Source organism: Schaalia suimastitidis DSM 15538, assembly GCF_000429105.1.
Lineage (GTDB): Bacteria > Actinomycetota > Actinomycetes > Actinomycetales > Actinomycetaceae > Pauljensenia > Pauljensenia suimastitidis.
The window spans coordinates 1-19,658 of sequence record NZ_AUBF01000006.1; the positions used below are offsets into that span (position 1 = coordinate 1).

General features: G+C 56.3%; 17 protein-coding genes and 1 riboswitch. Of the genes, 6 read left to right on the top strand and 11 right to left on the bottom strand.

Annotated features, from left to right (window positions below; translation table 11 throughout):
* On the top strand, nucleotides 1-266 hold a 266-nt coding region (locus G438_RS10045; protein WP_034284492.1), incomplete at its 5' end, for a hypothetical protein.
* Complete coding sequence (locus tag G438_RS0100085) at nucleotides 263-856, top strand: DUF4853 domain-containing protein (RefSeq protein ID WP_131245685.1); 594 nt, start codon at nucleotides 263-265, stop codon at nucleotides 854-856. The genes G438_RS10045 and G438_RS0100085, both read left to right, overlap by 4 nt.
* 90 nt (nucleotides 857-946) lie before the next feature.
* On the opposite strand, the gene G438_RS10050 is transcribed toward G438_RS0100085, so the two are convergent.
* The 10 genes from G438_RS10050 to G438_RS0100135 all read right to left on the bottom strand — a co-directional run bounded on the left by G438_RS10050 (nucleotide 947) and on the right by G438_RS0100135 (nucleotide 13,434).
* Complete coding sequence (locus tag G438_RS10050; RefSeq protein WP_051259144.1) at nucleotides 947-1,612, bottom strand: nucleoside/nucleotide kinase family protein; 666 nt, start codon at nucleotides 1,610-1,612, stop codon at nucleotides 947-949.
* A complete protein-coding gene (locus tag G438_RS11765; protein ID WP_051259145.1) occupies nucleotides 1,605-2,711 on the bottom strand; it encodes an ABC transporter ATP-binding protein in 1,107 nt (368 codons plus the stop codon). Before G438_RS11765 ends, G438_RS10050 begins: the two co-directional genes overlap by 8 nt.
* Nucleotides 2,708-4,378, bottom strand: a complete 1,671-nt coding sequence (locus tag G438_RS0100100) for an ABC transporter permease (protein ID WP_051259146.1) — start codon at nucleotides 4,376-4,378, stop codon at nucleotides 2,708-2,710. Before G438_RS0100100 ends, G438_RS11765 begins: the two co-directional genes overlap by 4 nt.
* Nucleotides 4,379-4,564: 186 nt before the next feature.
* Entirely contained in the window at nucleotides 4,565-5,644 is a 1,080-nt protein-coding gene (locus G438_RS0100105) for a thiamine ABC transporter substrate-binding protein (RefSeq protein WP_026459630.1), read from the bottom strand.
* Nucleotides 5,645-5,693: 49 nt separating this feature from the next.
* Nucleotides 5,694-5,803, bottom strand: a riboswitch (TPP riboswitch).
* Between the two features lie 80 nt (nucleotides 5,804-5,883).
* The gene (locus G438_RS0100110) at nucleotides 5,884-6,918 is read right to left on the bottom strand and encodes a LacI family DNA-binding transcriptional regulator (RefSeq protein WP_026459631.1); all 1,035 of its coding nucleotides are present in this window, start codon (nucleotides 6,916-6,918) and stop codon (nucleotides 5,884-5,886) included.
* A gap of 198 nt (nucleotides 6,919-7,116) precedes the next feature.
* On the bottom strand, nucleotides 7,117-8,292 hold the full coding sequence (mmsB, locus tag G438_RS0100115) for a multiple monosaccharide ABC transporter permease (RefSeq protein ID WP_026459632.1): 1,176 nt from the start codon (nucleotides 8,290-8,292) through the stop codon (nucleotides 7,117-7,119).
* The gene (gene mmsA / locus G438_RS0100120; RefSeq protein ID WP_026459633.1) at nucleotides 8,289-9,836 is read right to left on the bottom strand and encodes a multiple monosaccharide ABC transporter ATP-binding protein; all 1,548 of its coding nucleotides are present in this window, start codon (nucleotides 9,834-9,836) and stop codon (nucleotides 8,289-8,291) included. Before mmsA ends, mmsB begins: the two co-directional genes overlap by 4 nt.
* Nucleotides 9,837-9,930: 94 nt before the next feature.
* Nucleotides 9,931-11,115, bottom strand: a complete 1,185-nt coding sequence (gene chvE, locus G438_RS0100125; RefSeq protein WP_034284495.1) for a multiple monosaccharide ABC transporter substrate-binding protein — start codon at nucleotides 11,113-11,115, stop codon at nucleotides 9,931-9,933.
* 223 nt (nucleotides 11,116-11,338) lie between these two features.
* Nucleotides 11,339-11,863: an NUDIX domain-containing protein gene (locus G438_RS0100130; RefSeq protein WP_026459635.1), complete on the bottom strand. Its 525-nt coding sequence runs from the start codon at nucleotides 11,861-11,863 to the stop codon at nucleotides 11,339-11,341.
* 2 nt (nucleotides 11,864-11,865) lie between these two features.
* Nucleotides 11,866-13,434: an aspartate:alanine exchanger family transporter gene (locus tag G438_RS0100135; RefSeq protein ID WP_026459636.1), complete on the bottom strand. Its 1,569-nt coding sequence runs from the start codon at nucleotides 13,432-13,434 to the stop codon at nucleotides 11,866-11,868.
* Nucleotides 13,435-13,605: 171 nt separating this feature from the next.
* Here G438_RS0100135 and G438_RS10060 point away from each other — a divergent pair, with 171 nt between their 5' ends.
* Genes G438_RS10060 through G438_RS0100155 form a run of 4 tightly spaced genes read left to right on the top strand, consistent with a single transcriptional unit; the run spans nucleotide 13,606 to nucleotide 16,878 of the window.
* Entirely contained in the window at nucleotides 13,606-14,658 is a 1,053-nt protein-coding gene (locus tag G438_RS10060; protein WP_034284500.1) for a DUF2510 domain-containing protein, read from the top strand.
* Nucleotides 14,655-15,392, top strand: coding sequence for a hypothetical protein (locus G438_RS10065; protein ID WP_034284503.1), 738 nt, complete (start codon nucleotides 14,655-14,657; stop codon nucleotides 15,390-15,392). The genes G438_RS10060 and G438_RS10065 overlap by 4 nt, the downstream gene beginning before the upstream one ends.
* Complete coding sequence (locus tag G438_RS0100150) at nucleotides 15,392-16,456, top strand: hypothetical protein (RefSeq protein WP_026459637.1); 1,065 nt, start codon at nucleotides 15,392-15,394, stop codon at nucleotides 16,454-16,456. Before G438_RS10065 ends, G438_RS0100150 begins: the two co-directional genes overlap by 1 nt.
* Complete coding sequence (locus tag G438_RS0100155; RefSeq protein ID WP_026459638.1) at nucleotides 16,456-16,878, top strand: RNA-binding S4 domain-containing protein; 423 nt, start codon at nucleotides 16,456-16,458, stop codon at nucleotides 16,876-16,878. The genes G438_RS0100150 and G438_RS0100155 overlap by 1 nt, the downstream gene beginning before the upstream one ends.
* Nucleotides 16,879-16,928: 50 nt before the next feature.
* On the opposite strand, the gene G438_RS0100160 is transcribed toward G438_RS0100155, so the two are convergent.
* The gene (locus G438_RS0100160; RefSeq protein ID WP_026459639.1) at nucleotides 16,929-19,637 is read right to left on the bottom strand and encodes an ABC transporter permease family protein; all 2,709 of its coding nucleotides are present in this window, start codon (nucleotides 19,635-19,637) and stop codon (nucleotides 16,929-16,931) included.
* Nucleotides 19,638-19,658 lie beyond the last annotated feature (21 nt).

Consider the following 19,658-nt stretch of genomic DNA (forward strand, 5'->3'; position numbering starts at 1 on the left):
ACAACTTTGATGGTGGCGCGTATGTGTCTGCTGTGGATAGTCATGATGCGGTAGCTGGTGTGGGGCATTGGGTCCATGGCCCTAATCCTTTGGATATTGACCAGTTTGAACGTATTTCAGGTGATGCACCCGGTGTGAGTGGCCTGGCCGAGTGGGTGAATCCTGTTGCTCGGCATAGTAACTACATTATGGTGGATCCTGTAACGGGTCAGCCGTCAGGCGCCTTGCATGATATTGCTCGAATTGTGGCGGGGGTGGAACCATGATGTGGAGCCAGCGGCTGCTGCGCGTGTGTGTGGTGGTGTGTGTGATGGTGATATCTGCGTGTAGTGGTGGGGAGGAACGTATGTGGTTTGAAGGATCACTACCGTTGGAAGAGCGTGAAACAGTGGAGCATTTCCAACACAGTGTTGAGCCCGCGTTAGGGCAATTCGTTAAACGAATGGAAGCCTACAGCGCAGGAGCCACACTCATCAGGGATTCAGTGTTACGAACCTCGGGGGAAGCCTTCGACCTCGAGACAGCAGGTATCGGCTTTGCTGATCCTGTTGATATCGAAGCAGCCCGGGCGTTGGGAGATGAATTATTTATCCCCCTTGGCTTTGACACCATCAGCGTCCATGGTGAAGGTGATGATGCGTCTATTTGGTGGCTCAACCTTGAACACGGTGGGTACGTGCGTTTGATGCTGCTGGGCCCACGCGGAGCATCAATCAGCGCAACATCGTCTCGGCGTCCTAGTGATGGGTCAACCGTACCGAATTCGCGGACTCGTCTGACCGCGCCCGCATGGGAACTGGCCCTACCCAAAGGCGAGCACTACATCCCTTCACGCCGCGACCGGTCACTGGAATAACATGCCCCACCCCACACCACTCTGCATCCTCACCACCACCAGCACGCAATAGCTGACACACTGAAATGTCGAGTGCCAGATGCTATTGCCCTATGTCCAAATCTGAATATCCGCAAGCATCTGCGGCAAGTCTTCATCGCGATGCCGCCGATCGTGAGCTGCCCACCGGTGCCACCAAGGCTCAAATATTTCACCATCACGCACAATTGCGCGACGTTGCCGCTCCTCTTCACCGCCGAGCGCGTCGATCCACACGGCTGCCTCGACCATCTGGCGCGTCACCAGCGTCAGCACACCGCACCCCTCAATTATGAGCGGCACACTCGGGTCCAGCAGTGTGACACCATCGGCACGCATCTGCTCCCAATCCCAGTGACGGTACCCCACCCTGCTGCTGTCAACGATTGCCATATTAGGCACCATCGCCTCGGCATGCGACGCAGGCCGCGAACGGCTGCCAGCAACTAAGGCCGCAGCACTTTGTCCTCCCGAAGCATGTCCATCCCACCCAGGAAACCAATCATCTGCCCTGGCCACTTGGAAACGAACCCCCGCAATCCTTAACTGCCGAGCCAAATACGCTAAGAAAGTACTTTTTCCTGCACCTGATGGCCCGTCGATAACGACAACAGGTGTCGTATTACGCCTAGCTGCCCGGGTGTACTGCCTTGACAGGCGACGACCTTCCAAGGTTTCGCGTAGTGAGGCAAATACCGCAGGAGGAAGCAACCCACCCGACCAAACAACCTCAACCATCGGCCACCACCGGACATGCTCGGTAGTCAATGACAATGGTGCAGCGCTGAGCACGGGTAATCACATGGTCATACGGTAATGCGACGCGGAAACGGCGATCATCCGCCTTCAGCTCCACCTCGCATCGTCCGCGAGCGCTACGTACCGACGTCACAACCGCTGGTAAACGCAGTTCCGAGGCCGACTGCTGCGGGCAGTCATTCTGCTGTCCCACCGCCGCAAGTGCGGGAGCTGCCCCCTCCGGGCCGTCACCCTCCCTCCCCCTGGTATTCCTTCGCCCACTAACTGGCCTTTCTGTATCAGAGCTGCCGTGTGGCACATACTCTTCAACATGTACGGCCGACGGTACCGCCATACGCACCGTCCCGTCGGGCGCACGGAACGCAGGCCCTTGGCCAAGGAACTCGGCAACATCGTGACGCCTCGGATGTGTCCACAAGCCGCTGGGAGTATCGAGGCCAGCAAGCTGTCCGCCGATCATCACACCAATGCGGTCAGCCACTGTGAAGGCTTCATCCTGATCGTGCGTGACATACACGCAGGTCATCCCTGTCTGACGCAATATGGTTCGTATGTCCACCGACAGATGCTCGCGCATGCTGCGATCTAAGGCTGATAGTGGCTCGTCAAGTAGGAGGAGTTTCGGTTGAGGGGCAAGAGCGCGCGCCAGAGCAACACGTTGAGCTTGTCCACCTGAAAGACTATGTACGCTACGGTGCGCATAATCGCCCATGCCGACCATGGAAAGGCATCGCGCCACGGTGGCAGTGCGCTCCTGCCTCTTGTGACTGCGCAGACCATAGGCGACATTGCCTGCCACATCCGCGTGCGGGAAAAGCTGCCCATCTTGGAACATTAAGCCGAAGCCGCGTCGATGCACTGGAAGAGCAGTGATATCTTCACCTTCCCACAACACTTGGCCGCCGCGAATATTTTCTAAACCAGCAATGGCACGCAGGAGGGAGGATTTTCCAGACCCTGACGGCCCTAAAAGAGCAAGGATCTCGCCGGGAAAAATATCAAGACTCAACGCATCAACGGCCTTGGTGGAACCATAATGGACATTGACGTGGCGAAGACTCAACGCAGGGTCGTTCATGCAAAATCTCCAGAAGTAGAAGGCCTGCCTTTTTCGACGCACACCATTACCGCGGCCGCCACTATGGCAAGGAGGACAGATGCGGCAATCGCCACGCCTTGTTCTGCTGCATGAGGACGCGCAATAAGCCGATAAATCATCACTGGGAGTGTGGGGGCCTCTGGTCGCGCAAGGAATGCGGTAGCACCAAATTCCCCGAGGGATGTCGCAAAGGCGAAACCTGCGGCAACAGCGCCCGCGCGCAAAAGGTGCGCACCGTCGATAGTGGCAAGTACACGCATTGGACCAGCCCCCAATGTGGCCGCCACTTCGCGTTGACGCGGGTCGATGGCGCGCAACACAGGCGATACGAGGCGTACCACCAGTGGCACGGCCACCACCGCTTGGGCAGTGGGGATCAGCAAAGGCCACGACCGTAGATCCAAGGGCGGCTGATTCAAGGTGATCAGGAATCCGAATCCTACAGTCACAGCTGACACACCAAGAGGCAGCATGAAAAGTGCGTCAAAGAATGACACCGCTGCACTACCTGCCCTGCTGCGCGGTTTTCGACTGACAATCACGGCAACCGTGACACCAATGGTTAAAGCTATTGCGCTGGCTTGCAATGCCACAAGCACAGAGTTTGCTGTAGCGTCCAGTGCACTCACGCGAATGGCAGGCGACAACTGCGCATCGGCAAGGTCCATCCAATTCGCCCACGTGAGTTGTCCTGATCGATGAAATGAGCGCCACACCAAAGCTGCTATTGGCGCAAGCAGTAGGCCACCTACCACCATCGCAGTGCAGATAAGAGCAGGAAGATCACCGCGTGTCGGCACTTTTTCGTGGGCATCTGAGCGCAGAGCTAACGCGCGTTCACCCCGTTTGCGGGCAATACCTGCCACCCATAAAGACGCGGAGATCACCGCTAGCTGAATGACGGATAAGACCGCGGCGCCTCGTAAATCAAGGAAAGATGTGGTCAGAAGGTATATTTCGGATTCTATCGTCGCCAGGTGCACGCCACCCAAGATAAGGACAATTCCAAATGCAGTCGCACAAAACAAGAAAACGACAGATGCTGCTGACGCAATTGCGGGCAGCAAACTCGGCAGCGTCACCGTAAGTAATGCGCGCATCGGCCCTGCCCCTAGTGCACGCGCAGCCTGCACCATGCGTGGATCTAAACGACACCACACACTACCAACGGTCCGCACAACCAACGAGTAATTAAAGAACACCATGGCAGCCACGACCGCTATCACCGTGCCGTCAAGGTCAAGAAATGCCAGCCACCCGCCCGGCGATAGCAGTGAACGAAATGCGACACCAACAACCACAGTTGGTAGGACAAAGGGGATGGACACGATGATGCGTGCCACTACGCGCCCCGGGAATGTCAATCGGTACAAAACGTGGGCACCTGGCACACCAAGGATGACTGACGCTACGGTTGCCGCCGCTGCCATTGAAAGGGTGAGGCCGATGATGCGCCATGTGCGGCTACGGGTGAATACCTGGTAAAACGCGGTGATATCCCACTGACCAGCTTCGTTGACGAAACCTCGAAGGACTAGGTTGGCAGCGGGCCACGCGAAAAAAACGAGGAGGAAAGCTAGGGGGAGCATTAAGCACAACGCCCATACGCTGATTGTGGCGGCTTTGCGCATTATCGTGCGATACATTCTCTCCTCCTTTCGTCGCTTGCGTGCACCTTGGCACATGTCATGCAGTGCGGTATTCTACGCGGCGCTCAGTGGGCTTTGATCTGCACTGAGTGATGTCCGCTACAGGTATGCCCTGTGCCTCAAACTGCACAGCCTCGTGAGAAGCAAGCGACCACAAGGCATACCTGCGCATCACACTAGCGGTCAGCCAATGACGGTACTTTGCCAGGTGCGTAGCCATACCTCTGCGTTGGCAGCAACGTCATCAGCTGGGATCATCACCGGGGTTGGTGACAGCGGACCGAAGGTGACCAGGTTTTCAGGTGCCTGCGCCCCCTCAACAGTAGGGAACATGTAGGTGACCTCTGAAATGGCTGCTTGCACCTCGGGGGTGAGCATATATTCAATGAATTGGGCCGCACCGTTAGCATCCTTAGCGCCCGCAAGAACCCCCGCGTATTCGACCTGGCGATAGCAGGTCTGGGACATCGATGCAGTAGACGTGTCAGTCCCTTCGTCATTGACCGAGTATGCCGGAGATGAACCGTAGGACACCATCATCGGGTAGGGACCGCTGCCCTCGCCTGCCGAGTAGTCGACCGCGAAGGCTTCTGACCACCCTTGTGTCACCTTCACACCATTGTCTTTCAGTGTTTGCCAATACTCGACCCACCCATCCTGGCCGAAGTGGGCGATGGTGGCCAACATAAATGCCATACCTGGGGTGGAAGTGGCTGGGTTCATCGCCACCAGAAGGTCCTTGTATTCTGCGCGGCTGAGATCTTCGAAGGTCTGTGGTGCCACCATACCTTTGTCCGCGAACCAGGTCTTGTCGAAGTTGACGCAGACGTCACCTTGATCAATGGGGATAAGTCCGGCTTCACCAGCGAAGTTGAGATTCTCGTTGGGACTAGTCACGGTGGTTTCTGCAATGACGCCCTGGCCTGCAATGCGGTATGACACGGTATTGTCGAGGCCATAAACCGCATCACCTAGTGGCGCATCCTTTGTCAAGACCAACTGGTTAGCGAGTGTTCCACCGTCTCCAATTGCTTGGATAGTCACCTCAATCCCTGTGTTAGCGGTAAAGGTATCGAGGAGTTCTTGAGGAAAGTCAAATGAGTCGTGGGACAAAACAACAATTGACCGCGACGTTTCGCTTGCGGCCTGGCTCGTATCGGTAGTGTCTGAGGTGCTCTGCGTCGTGCAGGCAGCCAGGGCAACGATACTGGCGACAGTGAGAACCGTGCCGAATAAGCGTGTCAATGGGCGTGTGTGGGCCATGCTAAGTTCCTCCTCAGCGTATGCGGGAGGGGTTGAAACCGTCGATGGACGGCTAGAGATTGCGACTTCCTACGCCGGTATTGACCGGTTCAGGTTCGAGGGTCTGCGTGCGCACTCTCAGCTCCCGCTCCACATGCGGGGGCTCCCCTGTCTTGCAGGAAAGAGTCTAGCAAGGGGGAGGGAATGCGCGCGGCATTCGGCCACAATATGGCCGCACAGCAGGCTACCTGTCCAGCCGCTTATGCTTCCTGCCGAGGCGCCGCAGTGGAGTCCCGTAAGATCAGACGAGCCGACAGATGTTGTCTGCCCGAAACTGGCCCATTGTCAATGGCATCACGCATCGTTGACACAATCGCGCGACCCAGTTCAGGAAAATCTTGCGCCACCGTAGTTAATGCGGGTCGGTAGTATGCCGTTGTTGGCTCATTGTCGAAACCGATGACGGAAATATCTTGCGGAATCCGCGCCCCCGCCTCGTCACATGCCGCATAAAAACCGGCGGCCACCTCGTCATTTCCGCAAAAAACGGCCGTTGGCCACGGCGTTGCTAATAGTGCTTTCCCCTGTTCGTAACCAACGTCGGCACCCCATCCGCGCACACCGATTGGGCGCAGCGGAAGGCCACGCAACTTCATCGCAGTTGCCCACACATCTTCGCGGATACGTGCATGAATAGAATCTGCGGGTCCTGCGATATGGGCGATATCTGTATGTCCAAGGTCAAACAGGTGCTCCATCGCTTGCCGCGCCGCCTCGTACTGGTCAAACTCAATGGTGATGGCGCCACTGTGTTTCTCCGGTTCATTCGATGTCACTGCAACGAAGGGCACCGACATTTGGGCACCCCACAATTCAGAGTGCACCAGACGTCCAGGGGCAATCAGGATGATGCCCTCCACAGGCAGCGTGAGGAAGCGTTCACAGGCTGTGGTAATCGCATCGGAGTCACTGTCATCCACGGGGGCCACCACCGTGTAATAGCCTGCATCACGTGCAGCAATCTCAACCGACAGCAGGATTGAGGTCGGGCCGTAATACCACTTGTTGGTGGTGACGACGCCAAGTATGCCAGAGCGGCGCGTCGACAAGGCGCGTGCCACCGTATTGCGGCGATACCCCAACTCTTGGATCACCTGGCGAACTTTTTCTTTTGTTGACTCTGCGACACGGCCCTTGTTATTAAGAACGCGAGAAACGGTCTGGTGTGACACCCCCGCTTGGGCAGCCACGTCATGTATTGACGGGGGGCGATCCGTACTTCGTGGGCGTGCCACTGTTTCTCCTCACGTTTTTGGGCTTCGTCAGTAATCGTAGTGGTGAAAGGAGTCAGGGGTGAAGCATTTGTTTTGCTTCACCCCTGACTGGCGTATAAACGGTGTCACAACGGGCGCGACGCTATGCTTACCTCACTGTGCGTCCAACACTGCACATGTCACTGTGTGCGTCACGGTGCGGGCGACACCGTGCGCAGGTCACTGTGCGCCCGCTCGGCGCTTATTCCACACGTCGAAGGCAACAGCAAGCAGAAGCACCATGCCTTTGACGATTTGTTGGGTGGAAGTGGAAGCGCCCAGAAGCTGCATACCGTTGGACATCACTGCCATGATCAGACCACCAATCAGGGCGCCAGAGATACGTCCGATACCGCCGGTGGTTGATGCGCCACCAATGAAACATGCGGCAATGGCATCAAGCTCGAACATATTCCCCGCTGAAGGCTGAGCACCATTCATGCGTGCCGAGTAGACCACCCCTGCAACAGAGGCCAAGAAGCCCATATTGACGAAGGTCCAGAAGGTCACCATCCGCACGTTAATGCCTGACAGCGCCGCTGCCGCTTTATTACCACCGATGGCGTACACATCGCGTCCAAATACGGTGGAATTAGCCAAGATACCGTAGATCAGGACGAGGACCGCGAGAAGGATCAAGACGTTAGGAAGGCCACGTGATTGGGCGAGCTGCCAGGAGAACCACATGACGATGGCGCCAACGACAACAATGCGGACGATAAGCAGCCACATTGCTTCAACCGCCTGATTGTAGGCGATACGCGCTTGACGGTTGCGCCATTGTTGGAAAGCGAAACCCACTACCGCAATACCGAAGATAACGAGGGTGAAAACGTCGTAACCTTGGCCGCCGAGCAGCCCGTTAATGAAGCCGTTGGCGATGTTGTAGTAAGGCTTAGGGAAAGGTGACAACGACACGTTTTCGAGGATTTGGAAGGTGAGGCCCCTAAAGAGGAGCATGCCAGCCAGGGTGACAATGAAGCCTGGGATGCCGACGAAAGCCACCCAAAATCCTTGCCAGGCGCCTATAACAATGCCAAGGGCGATGCCTGCCAATACCCCTACCCACCACGGCATACCGTTTTTAATGATCAGGACAGCAGAAAGTGCGCCGGTGACAGCGACAACAGACCCTACTGACAGGTCAATCTGTGCCAAAACAATGACGAATAGCATACCAATGGCTAGGACCAGGATGTAGGAATACTGCAGAACAATATTCGTCAGGTTACCTGGGCTCAAGAATGAACTGTTGAGGACCGCGAATAGGACAACGATCAGGAAGAAGGCGATGAAAATGCCGCTTTGGCGCATATTGCCTTTGAGCATCTCGCCGAGGCCTTTTGTGGTGCTCACTTTTCTTGCTCCCTTGTAGGTTCGATAGTCATGAGTTCCATGAGGTTTTCTTGGTTCGCTTCGGATACAGGCATTTCGCCGGTGATTCGCCCATATGCGAGGGTGTAGATGCGGTCGGATATGCCAAGTACCTCTTCAAGTTCGGAAGAGATGACGATGACGGCTTTACCCGCTTCCACCATGGTGTTAATGAGGGTATAAATCTCGTATTTGGCGCCGACGTCAATACCGCGCGTCGGTTCGTCAAGGATGAGGACATCCGCGTCAGTAAAGAGCCATTTTGAGAGGACGACTTTTTGTTGATTGCCGCCGGAGAGAGATCCGGTGCGTTGCATGACGCTTTGGGAACGGATATTCATACGTTCCTTGTAGTCCACTGCAACAGCGAGTTCCTCATGCGCATTCACCATGCCTCGTTTTGCCAGTTTGAATAGGCCAGCGGTGGCGATATTGTGTCGGATATCGTCGATAAGATTGAGGCCGTATTGTTTGCGGTCTTCGGTTGCGTAAGCGATACCGTGGTGAATCGCGTCGGAAACCGACTTGATGGTGATCTCTTTTCCTTCTTTGAAGATTCGGCCAGAAATGTCCCGTCCATAAGCCCTACCAAAAAGGCTCATAGCCAATTCGGTGCGTCCAGCACCCATCAGTCCAGCGATACCCACAACCTCGCCGTGACGGACATTAAAGGAAGCGTCCTTTATGACGACACGATCCTGTTGGGTGGGGTGGTACACCGTCCAATTTTCCACACGGAATAGCTCGTCACCGATATTGGCTTGACGTGTAGGGTAACGCTGCGACAGTTCGCGACCCACCATCAGCGAAATGATCTTATTTTGCGTTGATGCTGGGTCTTTCATATCGATGGTTTCGATCGTTTGTCCATCACGCAAGATGGTGGTGCGATCAGCGATGGCCGCTATTTCGTTGAGTTTGTGGGAAATGATCACAACAGAAACACCGCGGTCACGGAGTTGACGGACCAAATCAAGCAGCTGCGCAGAGTCATTATCGTTGAGTGCTGCGGTAGGTTCGTCAAGGATCAGCAAACGCACGTCTTTAGCTAAGGCTTTGCCAATTTCAATGAGTTGTTGTTTGCCCACACCGAGCTGTCCTACGCGGGTGGTGACATTTTCGTCGAGACCCACCATTTTGAGGATTTTTTCTGCCTCATGGTTGACCGCATGCCAGTCGATGAGGCCGGCTTTCTTGGGTTTTTCTGAGCCAAGAAAAAGATTTTCGGCCACAGAGAGGAACGGCACGAGCGCCAATTCCTGGTGGATGATACCGATACCCAGGGCCTCGGAATCTTTAATGGAAGAAAACTGTACTTCTTTGCCATCAAAGATGATGGTTCCGTCGTATTGTCCGTGAGGATACACGCCGGAAAGGACTTTCATCAGTGTAGATTTTCCGGCACCGTTTTCACCGCAGAGGGCGTGTATTTCGCCTTGTCGGACCTCAAGGTTGACGTGCTTGAGCACCTGCACCCCAGAGAATCCTTTGTCGATGTCACGCATTTCGAGAATATTGGACGCCATGTCACCTGTCCCAATCATTGCGTTGTGTATTCAAGGGCGGGGAGTGTCGTGGCGGTTACTACGCATCAGACACTCCCCGCCAGTGGGCTATCGATTAGTTAGCGACGCCGGCGGCGACTTCTTCGGCGGTGTAATAGCCGGAGCCGACAATCTTCTCCTCAATGTTGTCCTTGATGACGGTTTCAACTTCAAGGAGGTAGGAGGGGACGACCTTTACGCCATTGTCGTAGGTTTCGGTGTCATTTGCTTCAGGTTCTTCGCCTGCACCGATAGCTTTGACAGTCTTGACAGCTTGTTCAGCCAAGGTGCGGGTGTCCTTGAAGATGGTGGAATGCTGGACGCCGTCGGCGATGAGTTTCACTGAGGCAATTTCAGCGTCCTGGCCCGATACAATGGGAAGGCCTTCAGCAATCGTTGGGCCGTAACCTGCACCTTGGAGGGCGGTAATGATGCCGCGGGAAATGCCGTCGAAGGGCGACAAGACACCAGCGAGCGGTTCGCTGCCCCCGCCGTAGGTGGAGGTAAGAAGGTCTTCCATACGCTTTTGCGCAGCTTCTTGTGACCAGCGCAGGGTTGCCACTTGGTCGAATGCGGTTTGTCCTGACTTCACAACAAGGGTGCCATCTTCAATGTAGGGCTTGAGGGTATCCATGGCGCCGTTGAAGAAGAAGCCAGCGTTGTTGTCATCAGGGGAGCCTGCGAACAGTTCAATATTGAGTGGACCAGCTGGTGCGTCGGCCTTCTTTTTGCCGTTTTCGTCAACGATGCCAAGGCCTAGGAGCAGTGCGTTGGCTTGAGCCACACCCACCTTGTAGTTGTCGAAGGACACGTAGAAGTTGACGTTTTCATTGTCGCGAATGAGGCGGTCGTAGGAGATCACGGGGATGCCTGCAGCACCTGCTGCGTCAAGCTGGCTTGATAGCGCTGTGCCGTCAATGGAGGCGATCACAAGGATCTTTGCTCCGTTGGTGATCATCTGGTCGATCTGCTGGGTTTGGGTAGGAATGTCGTCGTTGGCGAATTGAAGGTCAACTTCATAGCCCGCGGCTTCGAGGCCTTCCTTGACGGCGTTGCCGTCAGCAATCCACCGTTCAGACGTTTGGGTTGGCATGGCGACACCGACTTTAATGGCTCCATCAGAGGAGTCAACGGCAGTCGTGCCGTCGGTGCTGGTGCTACCTGCACCGCCACCTGCACATGCAGACAATGCCAGCGCTGCGGTTGCAAAGAGTGCCGAGGCGCCAAGAAGACGTCCGGACAATGCCCTACGGATATTCATTGATTACTCTCCTCAAGGTGTCGTCAACTCCGACGTTGACGTGGGCGGTTTCGAGTGCCTCTACATCGCTGTAGATGCCTCACCCACCAAGAATGTTAACGGTCACACTCGCGGGATACAAGCACAAAAGATAACTATTCGATAACGGCGCTCGCATAATATGCCCACCACAGGGCACCTCGTTCCTCACTCCCACCGCATCAGCCTGAAAAAGCCGCCGCATTCAGCAACGCTCAAAACCAGCGGCAATCTCGCCAGACAAAGCACGATTAATCACCCGCTCAAAGCGAGCATTCATCGCGGGCAACTCATTGGCAGGCATGAAGCACGCACGCGTATTCTCACCATCAGCAGGCCACGGCGTCCCACTACGCCACAGCAGCAAGAAAGCAATATCCAGGTATATGGCATGATCGCCGTTGCTGTAGGTCATCGGCCCAACAACCTCGGTGCTCAACAGACGTACCGCCTCAGCCACAACACCTGCTTCCTCCTGCACTTCCCGTTCAGCCGCTGCGGCGGCCTCTTCACCTGGATCAATAATGCCTGTGACAGGTGTCCACCACCCATTGTCGGCACGTTGAACGACGAGGATTTCAACCAAAGTGGGGTCTATGGGGCCGTGGAGAATTGACGAGGCAGGAAGGCCGTTCTTCGGGCGCACAACCACGGCAGTGCAGCCAGGTATCCACAATTGCTCATGTCCGACATGGCGGCGTAGCGCAACGATGAACTCTGGGGTAGCCATATTTATATACTCCACATCAAGGGAACGAGTAGGATTTTCACAACGATCGCGAAGGCAAAGAGCGAGGCGTAGGCCGCCTCGACACGCTCATCAGCACGTCGACTGCTTGCCGACTGAAGCACCGCCGGCTGGCCCAAGAAGCCCGCAATAGCGCCGGCACTGCGCGCAGCCGACAAATTGAGGACTCGCGCACCCACTGCCAAAAGTACGCAGCACACGGCGACGACGGCAGCAGACAGTAATGCTGCCCGCCATCCCATGGGGGAAAACAGCACGGATGCGAGTTCATCGCCCGCATTCAGACCCAATGCTGCCAAAAACATCATGAGCCCAATTTGGCGAATGGTGAGGTTGGCGGCAATGGGTAACGTCCACACCAGGGGCCCAGTGCGGCGTAGCGCCCCAAGCAGCATCCCGACAATCAGTGGCCCCGCAGCCGACCCGAGTTGGAAATACTGGCCACCAGGCATGGGGAAGGCGATCACACCAAGGAGCAGCCCCATGACCATCCCCAGTCCGAAGGCTAGTCCGTCGACTTCGCTGACGCCTCGTTCAGAATCGCCAAAGAAACTCTGTACTGCGTCGAGTTCCTCGGTCGGCACGACCACCGCGACGTGGTCACCAAGCTGCAAAGCAAGGTCGTCGCGCGCAAGCAGATCAAGGTCACCACGACGGACCCTCGTGACCGCACCGCCAAAACGCTGCGCTATCGCAAGGGATGCCACTGTGCGTCCAGCGACATCGGGGTTCGATACAACGATCCGCTCAAATGCCACTTCGCTGCGGTCGTTAGCGAGGTGGGTGTCGGCGGGTTCACCGATTTGCGAAATACACGCGTCAATTGCCGAGGCGTCACCCACAATCAGCACAAGGTCACCTTTGCGTAGTTCCTCCCCTGGTACAACGACGCGGGTGCGGCCTTCGCGGCGTAGGTACGACATGCGTATACGCTGGTCTGCCCAGGCTTTGACATGCCGCATACTCACCGTGTGGCGCACCTTGATGGTTACTGCGTCCAAGCCGCTTTCGGCGACCGATGGGGCATCTTTGGTGCCGGGCCATGCTTGCACGACCACGTAGGAGACAACGAGGATCCCGATGATGACGCCGATGGGGTATCCGAAGGCGTAGCCTACGGCTGCGAGCGGATCACCTGTGACACGGCTTGCAGCATCGAGTGCGGGTGCGGCGGTGAGGGCGCCAGTAAATAGTCCGATGGTGAGACTGCGGTCAATGCCTAGCCATTCGCCTATTGCCCAGGCCAAGCCCGCACCGATAAGGCAAACAAGGGCGGTGACCAGCAGTAAAGGCTGTTGTCTCTTCAGGTCAGAGAAAAAGGTGGCGCCTGCTGCAATTCCGATGGTGTAAACAAAGAATGCCAAACCAATTTGTTGGACAAGTTCAATCCCATGTCCAAGATTGGGCACCAGGGCAGAGAGGGCAAGACCCACAAAGAGTGCTCCGGCCGCCCCGAGACGCAGTGGTCCCAGTCGTATCGCACCGAGTATGCCACCCAGGGCCACGACCAGAAATAAGGTGAGCAGCGGATGCTGTGCGAGTAATGCGGCCATGGGTTCAAGCCTAGTGGTCGCAAGGCTTCCTATAAAACGGGCAGGCGTCACACCTACAGGCGTCAAAACATGAAGTGCCTGCGGTGAATTGGGGATAGGGTCGCATCTACACCAGCACTGTGGCACGATTAGGGGCGTAGATACCGCGGTACTGTTGTTAAAGGAGCGTCAATGTCCACACCACAACAAGGTTGGTACCCTGATCCATCGCAAGCAGGGATGCTTCGTTGGTGGGATGGGACGATGTGGACGGGCTATACCCGCCCTTATGAGAACCCGGCTCAGCCGCCATTTGATACAGATACTCATCAGAGTGATTCAGTTGCACCAAACGCAGACCAGGTAGCAGATTCCGCAGAGGCAGCGCCCTCGGACACAGCGGACGTTACCCCTGAATCCGCCGATGCCGCAGAGGTCGCGCCCTCGGACACAGCGGAGAATAACCCAGAGTCCGCCGGTGCCGCGGAAGTAGCGCCACTTGAACCATCGGAAGTAGCGGCCCCCGAGCCAGCAGAGATTTCCCCTGAATCCTGGGCCACGCCAGCTGACGAGGCCCCTGCGCCCGCAGAGCAGGCAAGTAGCGAAGCATTAGCCACGGACCAGGCACCCGCAGAGCAGGCAAGTAGCGACACAGAGCCTGCCACCAGCGCCGATACGCCCAACGACGAGGCGACAGAGGTTTTTGACGCCCCACTCACGGTGGTCGATACACCCCAACAGGCCGATGAGACCACCATCCTGGAGGCCCCTGTTGTGCCAAATGAACCTGAGGTTGCGCTGGAGGCAACAAGAGTCTTTGGCGCAGTGACGCCCACCGATGTCGCCGTCACAGCAGTCGATGATGCTAGTGTTGCCGACGTTTCCCCCGTACAAACGTCACCATTTGCAGCGCCAACAGCGCAGGCCTCGCAAATGCCGTACCCTACGGTAACGCCACCTCTTCCCTACGGCGATATTCAGAGCGGACACCCACTGGTCGCCCCACCAACGCCGCCGCAACCACAAAACACACGCAAGAGTACCGGCATGATCATTGTCGCCTCGATTCTTCTTGTCGTTGCTGTCATACTCCTCGGCATCTCGTTTGTGATGGACGCCGGTATCCGGGGACAGGAAAAACGTCAACAGGATTTGAACGCTGAAATCAGCAATTCGCAACAAATCAACGAAGAACGCCAAGCAACCCTTGACGAATTGCGCACTGCTGTGGAGGAAGCACAATGAGCACCCACTTCCCACAAAATCCGGCACCACAGGCTCCTTCTGGGAAAAAGCCCTTGTCGACAGCGGGGCTGATCTTCCTTATTGTTGCTGCAGTCGCCTTGGTCCTTTCTGGCGTGAAACTCGGACTATCCGCAGCCGGGTTACGCGCAGCCTCAGCCCAGACTCAGACGCTTGAAGCACAACTGTTAGATTCCCAAGCACAAACTGATGCACTTGATGCCGAAATCGACACAGCGCAAGAAGAATACGACGCGCTACAGGCCAAACAGGCTGCTGCCGCCTGGTGCGCCCAAGTGAACGAAAAAACACCACCCGATGACACCCGTGCTCTCCTTGGCGACTTGTCGGCCATGAACGATCAAGAATATGCCGCCACAAACGAGCAATGTGCATGGGAAGTTGGAGCAGTCACCGTGTCATCAGCCATCGGTGACTCTATAGAACGTCATCTCACGTTGGATGAATGTGTGATCGAAGTTGGTTCAACCAATGCCACTTTCACAGGTAAAGTTCGGTGGGATATGCCCACAGAAGTTCCTGAAGGTTTCACACTGTCACGCGTTGATGTCTGGATTGACGGCGTCGTGAAAAATGGCGACACCGTTGAAGCCACAGGCACGGCAAATGTGTCCCTTGCGCCTGGTGAAGATGGATCGTACCGCCTAGTGACAAGTGGCAATATCACTGGCAACCTGTGCTCACTTGCTGACGTGAGATGGTGGCCAGCGAAGTAATGAGTTCCACTCCATTACGCGGTGCCCTCGGGTCCATTGAACCTGATGCCACCGAATTATCCACACTGCTATCCCGCCTAGACATCCTTGAAACCCATCCTGAATGGGTACTTGTCGAAGTCGACGCGACGACCCATCCGCAGGCGTGTATGGATGGGCGTCCACAGGCACCGATCAACATTCACGAGGCAAATTCAGGCGCGCTGCCACCGGTGCGTATGGCAGGGGCAACCTTAGCAACATGGGTCACCGACCTGCTGGTCACATGCTCATTCGCACCGCCACCCGATGTCGTAGGGATACCATCGCCCGTCTCAAGCGATGACGCCGCAGGCATGTCCGTACTTCAGGCAACACCCGACGCGAATGCGCTGCGCAATATCGCCCCAACGTGGTTGTCCTTGATGTGCTCTACGCTGAGGGAACGCGGTATCGACGTTGCCACTCACAGCGATACCCACGCTCACGGCAGCGGATGCGGGTGCGGTGCCGCTGATAATCTCAGTTCCATTTTGGCCCTGATTGCGCAAATGCCGTCAGGTTTGGAAGAGACCTTGAGGCAATGGGGTGTCGACCCAGCGCATATTGATGATTCCGTACGTAGACGTTGCGCTGAATTTGCGGCGACCGTTCCCAGCGGTGCCAGTATTTCAGGCATCCTCAATGGCTACTGTTCCACGCCCGCACCGACTCTTGTCGGTGACCATCGCGAGGTCACTGTGGTGGTCAACCTTCGACCATCGACCGCGGTCGACAGCCAAGCGGTAGGCCGCTGGTTGGCCACAGGCTCCTTTGACGCCATCGGTACCGAAGAACTTGAATACACGGCCGCACCCACCGATGACCAAGCGGTAGATCCACACCAAATCCTGTGCATCGATGCGTGGGCCTGCGATGTGGTGGCAGATTTTCTCTGCACGCATCAACCGGGCCCAGCCTCGCCAACAGCGGAACTGCCACGTGAAGACTTACGTGAACGCGCCTCGTCAGTGGCCGCCGCGGTAAATGCCGCCACGCTGATGGTGCTTGCTGGCCCGCACCTTCCCATGGCGATACTCCGTTAATGTGTGCCGAGGCGCTGCCGGTCCCCTCTGCTGCTGTCGCCTCGGGGCGATCAGTCCGGGTCGACACGTGGCTATGGTCGGTCCGGCAGGTGAAGTCACGCTCACAGGCGACAGCTGCCGCACGTGCGGGCCACGTCAAAATCAACGGTGTGACCGCAAAGGCCGCCGCGCCTGTGTCACTTGGAGACGAGGTTCGTCTGCGCGTAGACGGTTTCGATCGGATACTTGTCGTCACTGGCCTACTGGTCAAACGTGTGGGAGCTCCACTTGCCAAGCAGTGTTACCAGGACCTGTCTCCCGAGCGACCACGACCAGGCATTGCCGCTGTCCCCTACCGCGAGCGCGGAACAGGCCGTCCGTCAAAGAAGGAACGCAGAGAACTTGACCGCTTGCGGGGCTGGGATTCATCGTCGCATTTTTAGGTGATTTTCGATGGGTTTCTGCCGCACCAGTGGTGACGCTGCGCAGCGAATTAGCCGATTCTACGGATTGGTTGACGTCGTGATGGCACCAGCATGGCCGAGGCAATGCCCGCCACTAGGGGGATACCAATAAGTAACAGCGCAAGCAGAAACCACGGCACCTCAAGCATCAGCGGAGGTGTCACTGACAGTCCCTGCCTGGCGGTCGCACGTTCAACAGCCATCACAAGAGCTATGCCAATTCCACTTCCTGCAATGACGGCTGTGGGCACCGTGTAGGCAGTCAACACCAGACCCTGGGCGGTTCCGATGCGGCGACGCAGAGTTGGTGGTGCGCCAAGGCTATCTAGGAGCGCGTATTCCTTACGTCCACGTCCAAGCGCGATTGCTGCCACCATACTCATCGACACCAGCACCGATATCGACACCAATAGGCCGATGACATAGGGCAACGCACTGACGTCACCCTCTACACGCATCACATGCAGATTCGGGTCCGCATCGGCGAAAGCACTGTCCAATGCGCCAAGTTCTTGATCAGACACGTGAGTGGGTGAAGAAATGACGCTCCCGAGGATGTCATTAGGTACGTTCAGCTGTTCGGCAACCTGTGGCGAAATAATAGGGATGTCAACTGCAGCGATATAACGTGCCCGCACCTGCGCGACCTTCACATCGTCTTCAGTATCGACAGTCAATTCGTCGAGCCAGGACGTGTTAGCAACACGTAACTGCGCCCAGCCATCCTGACTGACAGCTGTTTGAACTGGGATGAGTGCGCCACCATTGCGCAGCACCTCGCGTGCGTCTTTTAGCTCCTTGTCACTGAGTAGTTGCGTATGTTCTAGCCATGTACCGTCGTCAATGATGTAAATTGGCGACGTTTCTTTGATTTGTCGTGACGCCTCCGACGAGAGCACAGTATCACCGGTGACTTGATCCACCATGAAGAGGAATGTGGTGGGGCCCCATTCGCCCGAATCCCAGCTCACGCCTCGTAACGCGGTGGAGTGGTGTGTTCCGATGATTTGCTCCACGATCATCGAGGCGTGGGCCAGTTCCGCTTCCTTGGTGCTGGTGGTTGCGTCCTCGTCGCTGGAGGTAACAAATAAGTCGCCTTCTCGCCCCACGTGTGCGGCAGACTCCCAAACTGCTCGTTCGCGGCTCGCATGTATTACGAGGGTGGCGCTGGCAATGATCACCACTGTCATCAGGGCTGCCATTGTGGGGAAGGTCCTGTGTCCGATGCGGATACAGTCACGCACCGCCAGACGCCACGGCAAATAACGATGCCCTTTAAAACGTGATGACCCAGTCAGCATCCACGGCAGGCAACCAATAAGCGCAAAGGCAATAAGGATTGCACCTACGAACGTGACGATCAGGTGTCCCCAATAGGTGCCTGCAACAATGGTGGCGACACCAAGCGGCAGTAGCAGAAGAAATACGCGGTATTTCAACGCCAAACGCGATCGCTCACGATAGCGGCGCTGCAATACGGCAACTGCATGTGTGCGCCCTGCGTGTATGGCCGATGGGATAGCTGATAGGCAACATACGAGGAATGCGATGAGGCCAGCTGCAACAATGACAGTATTGCTCGCCTGCCACGATGGGACCTCAAGGTAAGTATGGAGGACGGTAATACCGGCTGCCATCAGAACCAAAGCGGTTGCCGAGGAAGCTACAGCAAGAAAGAGGGCGAAGATGTAAAACAGGCACCGGATATCCTTTGGTCTGGCGCCGATAGCAAGTAGTTGCGCAACAAGCCTCAAATGGCGCCGTTGAAAACCGGTGTAAATAGGCATGACCAACATGGTCGATTCGACAATAATGACCAGAATTATCAGCGCCATCGCAATGGTGCTTCCCTGCCCCCACAATTCACTTTCCAGGCCATTGGTTACCCGCATAATAAAGATCTGTTCACCTACAGCAAGCGGCTCATTGACCAGTTTTTGTTGTCTCAGCCGGGTTTCTTCAACTACTTGCGGGTCTATCTCATTGTTGCTGGGTAGGTGATGAAGGACGTAACGAGAGGTCACGACAAGACCGAGGTCATTGAGTTGTCTCACCTGATCCCAGGTCACGGGCTCTTGGCCGGTGATCGTCCACAGTGTTGCTTTGACTGCAGAACTGTCACCGGTGGGCAGTGTCACCGTGCCCTGACCGACGATGACTGAGTTTTCGTCAACAAAGGTCTCAACCAGTGTCACTTCGGTGGCAGTGCCTGTGGGGGTGGCATCGGATCGTCGCCCCTGCGGTGTTGCGCCAACCTCAACAAATAGGCGCTGCCCAACACTTACGCCGAGGCGGGCAGCCACGTCAGTGGATAAGGCAACTTCTCCAGGTGCCAAGGTTTCTCGCTCCAGCAGCACACCTGAATGATCAGGGTAGCTGGTCTGCGTCACCATGAGTATTTCTTGCTTACCAGCGTCATTCCACACATTCAGCGGGTAATAGTTTTGCGTCAAACTCACTGAGTTATTGGGCGAGATGATTTTTTCAATATCGTGGTGGGAGGCTTCTTGTCCAAGGGCTTGGCTTGTTGTCACCGTGTGATCGCCATAAGGGTCCTGACGTATTTTCCCTTGGTTCAGTTGAACGGCGACTGCTTGTATGCGTTCATCTGCACCTAGCCATTGATATGCCTCGCGCTGCGGCAGCTCAGCCATAATTGAGGCAGACATAGTGCCCAGTGCCAGTGTCACCGGCAGTGCGATGAGCAGCGCAGCAAAAACAACGGTTCCCAAATCCATTCGAGTCTGCCGGGCGACTAC

Coding starts and splice junctions, on each gene's coding strand:
- G438_RS10050 (WP_051259144.1), bottom strand. CDS start 1,612: ATGGTTGAGGTTGTTTGGTCGGGTGGGTTGCTTCCTCCTGCGGTATTT.
- G438_RS0100150 (WP_026459637.1), top strand. CDS start 15,392: ATGAGTTCCACTCCATTACGCGGTGCCCTCGGGTCCATTGAACCTGAT.
- G438_RS0100130 (WP_026459635.1), bottom strand. CDS start 11,863: ATGGCTACCCCAGAGTTCATCGTTGCGCTACGCCGCCATGTCGGACAT.
- G438_RS0100135 (WP_026459636.1), bottom strand. CDS start 13,434: ATGGCCGCATTACTCGCACAGCATCCGCTGCTCACCTTATTTCTGGTC.
- G438_RS10065 (WP_034284503.1), top strand. CDS start 14,655: ATGAGCACCCACTTCCCACAAAATCCGGCACCACAGGCTCCTTCTGGG.
- G438_RS0100155 (WP_026459638.1), top strand. CDS start 16,456: ATGTGTGCCGAGGCGCTGCCGGTCCCCTCTGCTGCTGTCGCCTCGGGG.
- mmsA (WP_026459633.1), bottom strand. CDS start 9,836: ATGGCGTCCAATATTCTCGAAATGCGTGACATCGACAAAGGATTCTCT.
- G438_RS10060 (WP_034284500.1), top strand. CDS start 13,606: ATGTCCACACCACAACAAGGTTGGTACCCTGATCCATCGCAAGCAGGG.
- G438_RS0100160 (WP_026459639.1), bottom strand. CDS start 19,637: ATGGATTTGGGAACCGTTGTTTTTGCTGCGCTGCTCATCGCACTGCCG.
- G438_RS11765 (WP_051259145.1), bottom strand. CDS start 2,711: ATGAACGACCCTGCGTTGAGTCTTCGCCACGTCAATGTCCATTATGGT.
- G438_RS0100085 (WP_131245685.1), top strand. CDS start 263: ATGATGTGGAGCCAGCGGCTGCTGCGCGTGTGTGTGGTGGTGTGTGTG.
- G438_RS0100100 (WP_051259146.1), bottom strand. CDS start 4,378: ATGTATCGCACGATAATGCGCAAAGCCGCCACAATCAGCGTATGGGCG.
- chvE (WP_034284495.1), bottom strand. CDS start 11,115: ATGAATATCCGTAGGGCATTGTCCGGACGTCTTCTTGGCGCCTCGGCA.
- G438_RS0100105 (WP_026459630.1), bottom strand. CDS start 5,644: ATGGCCCACACACGCCCATTGACACGCTTATTCGGCACGGTTCTCACT.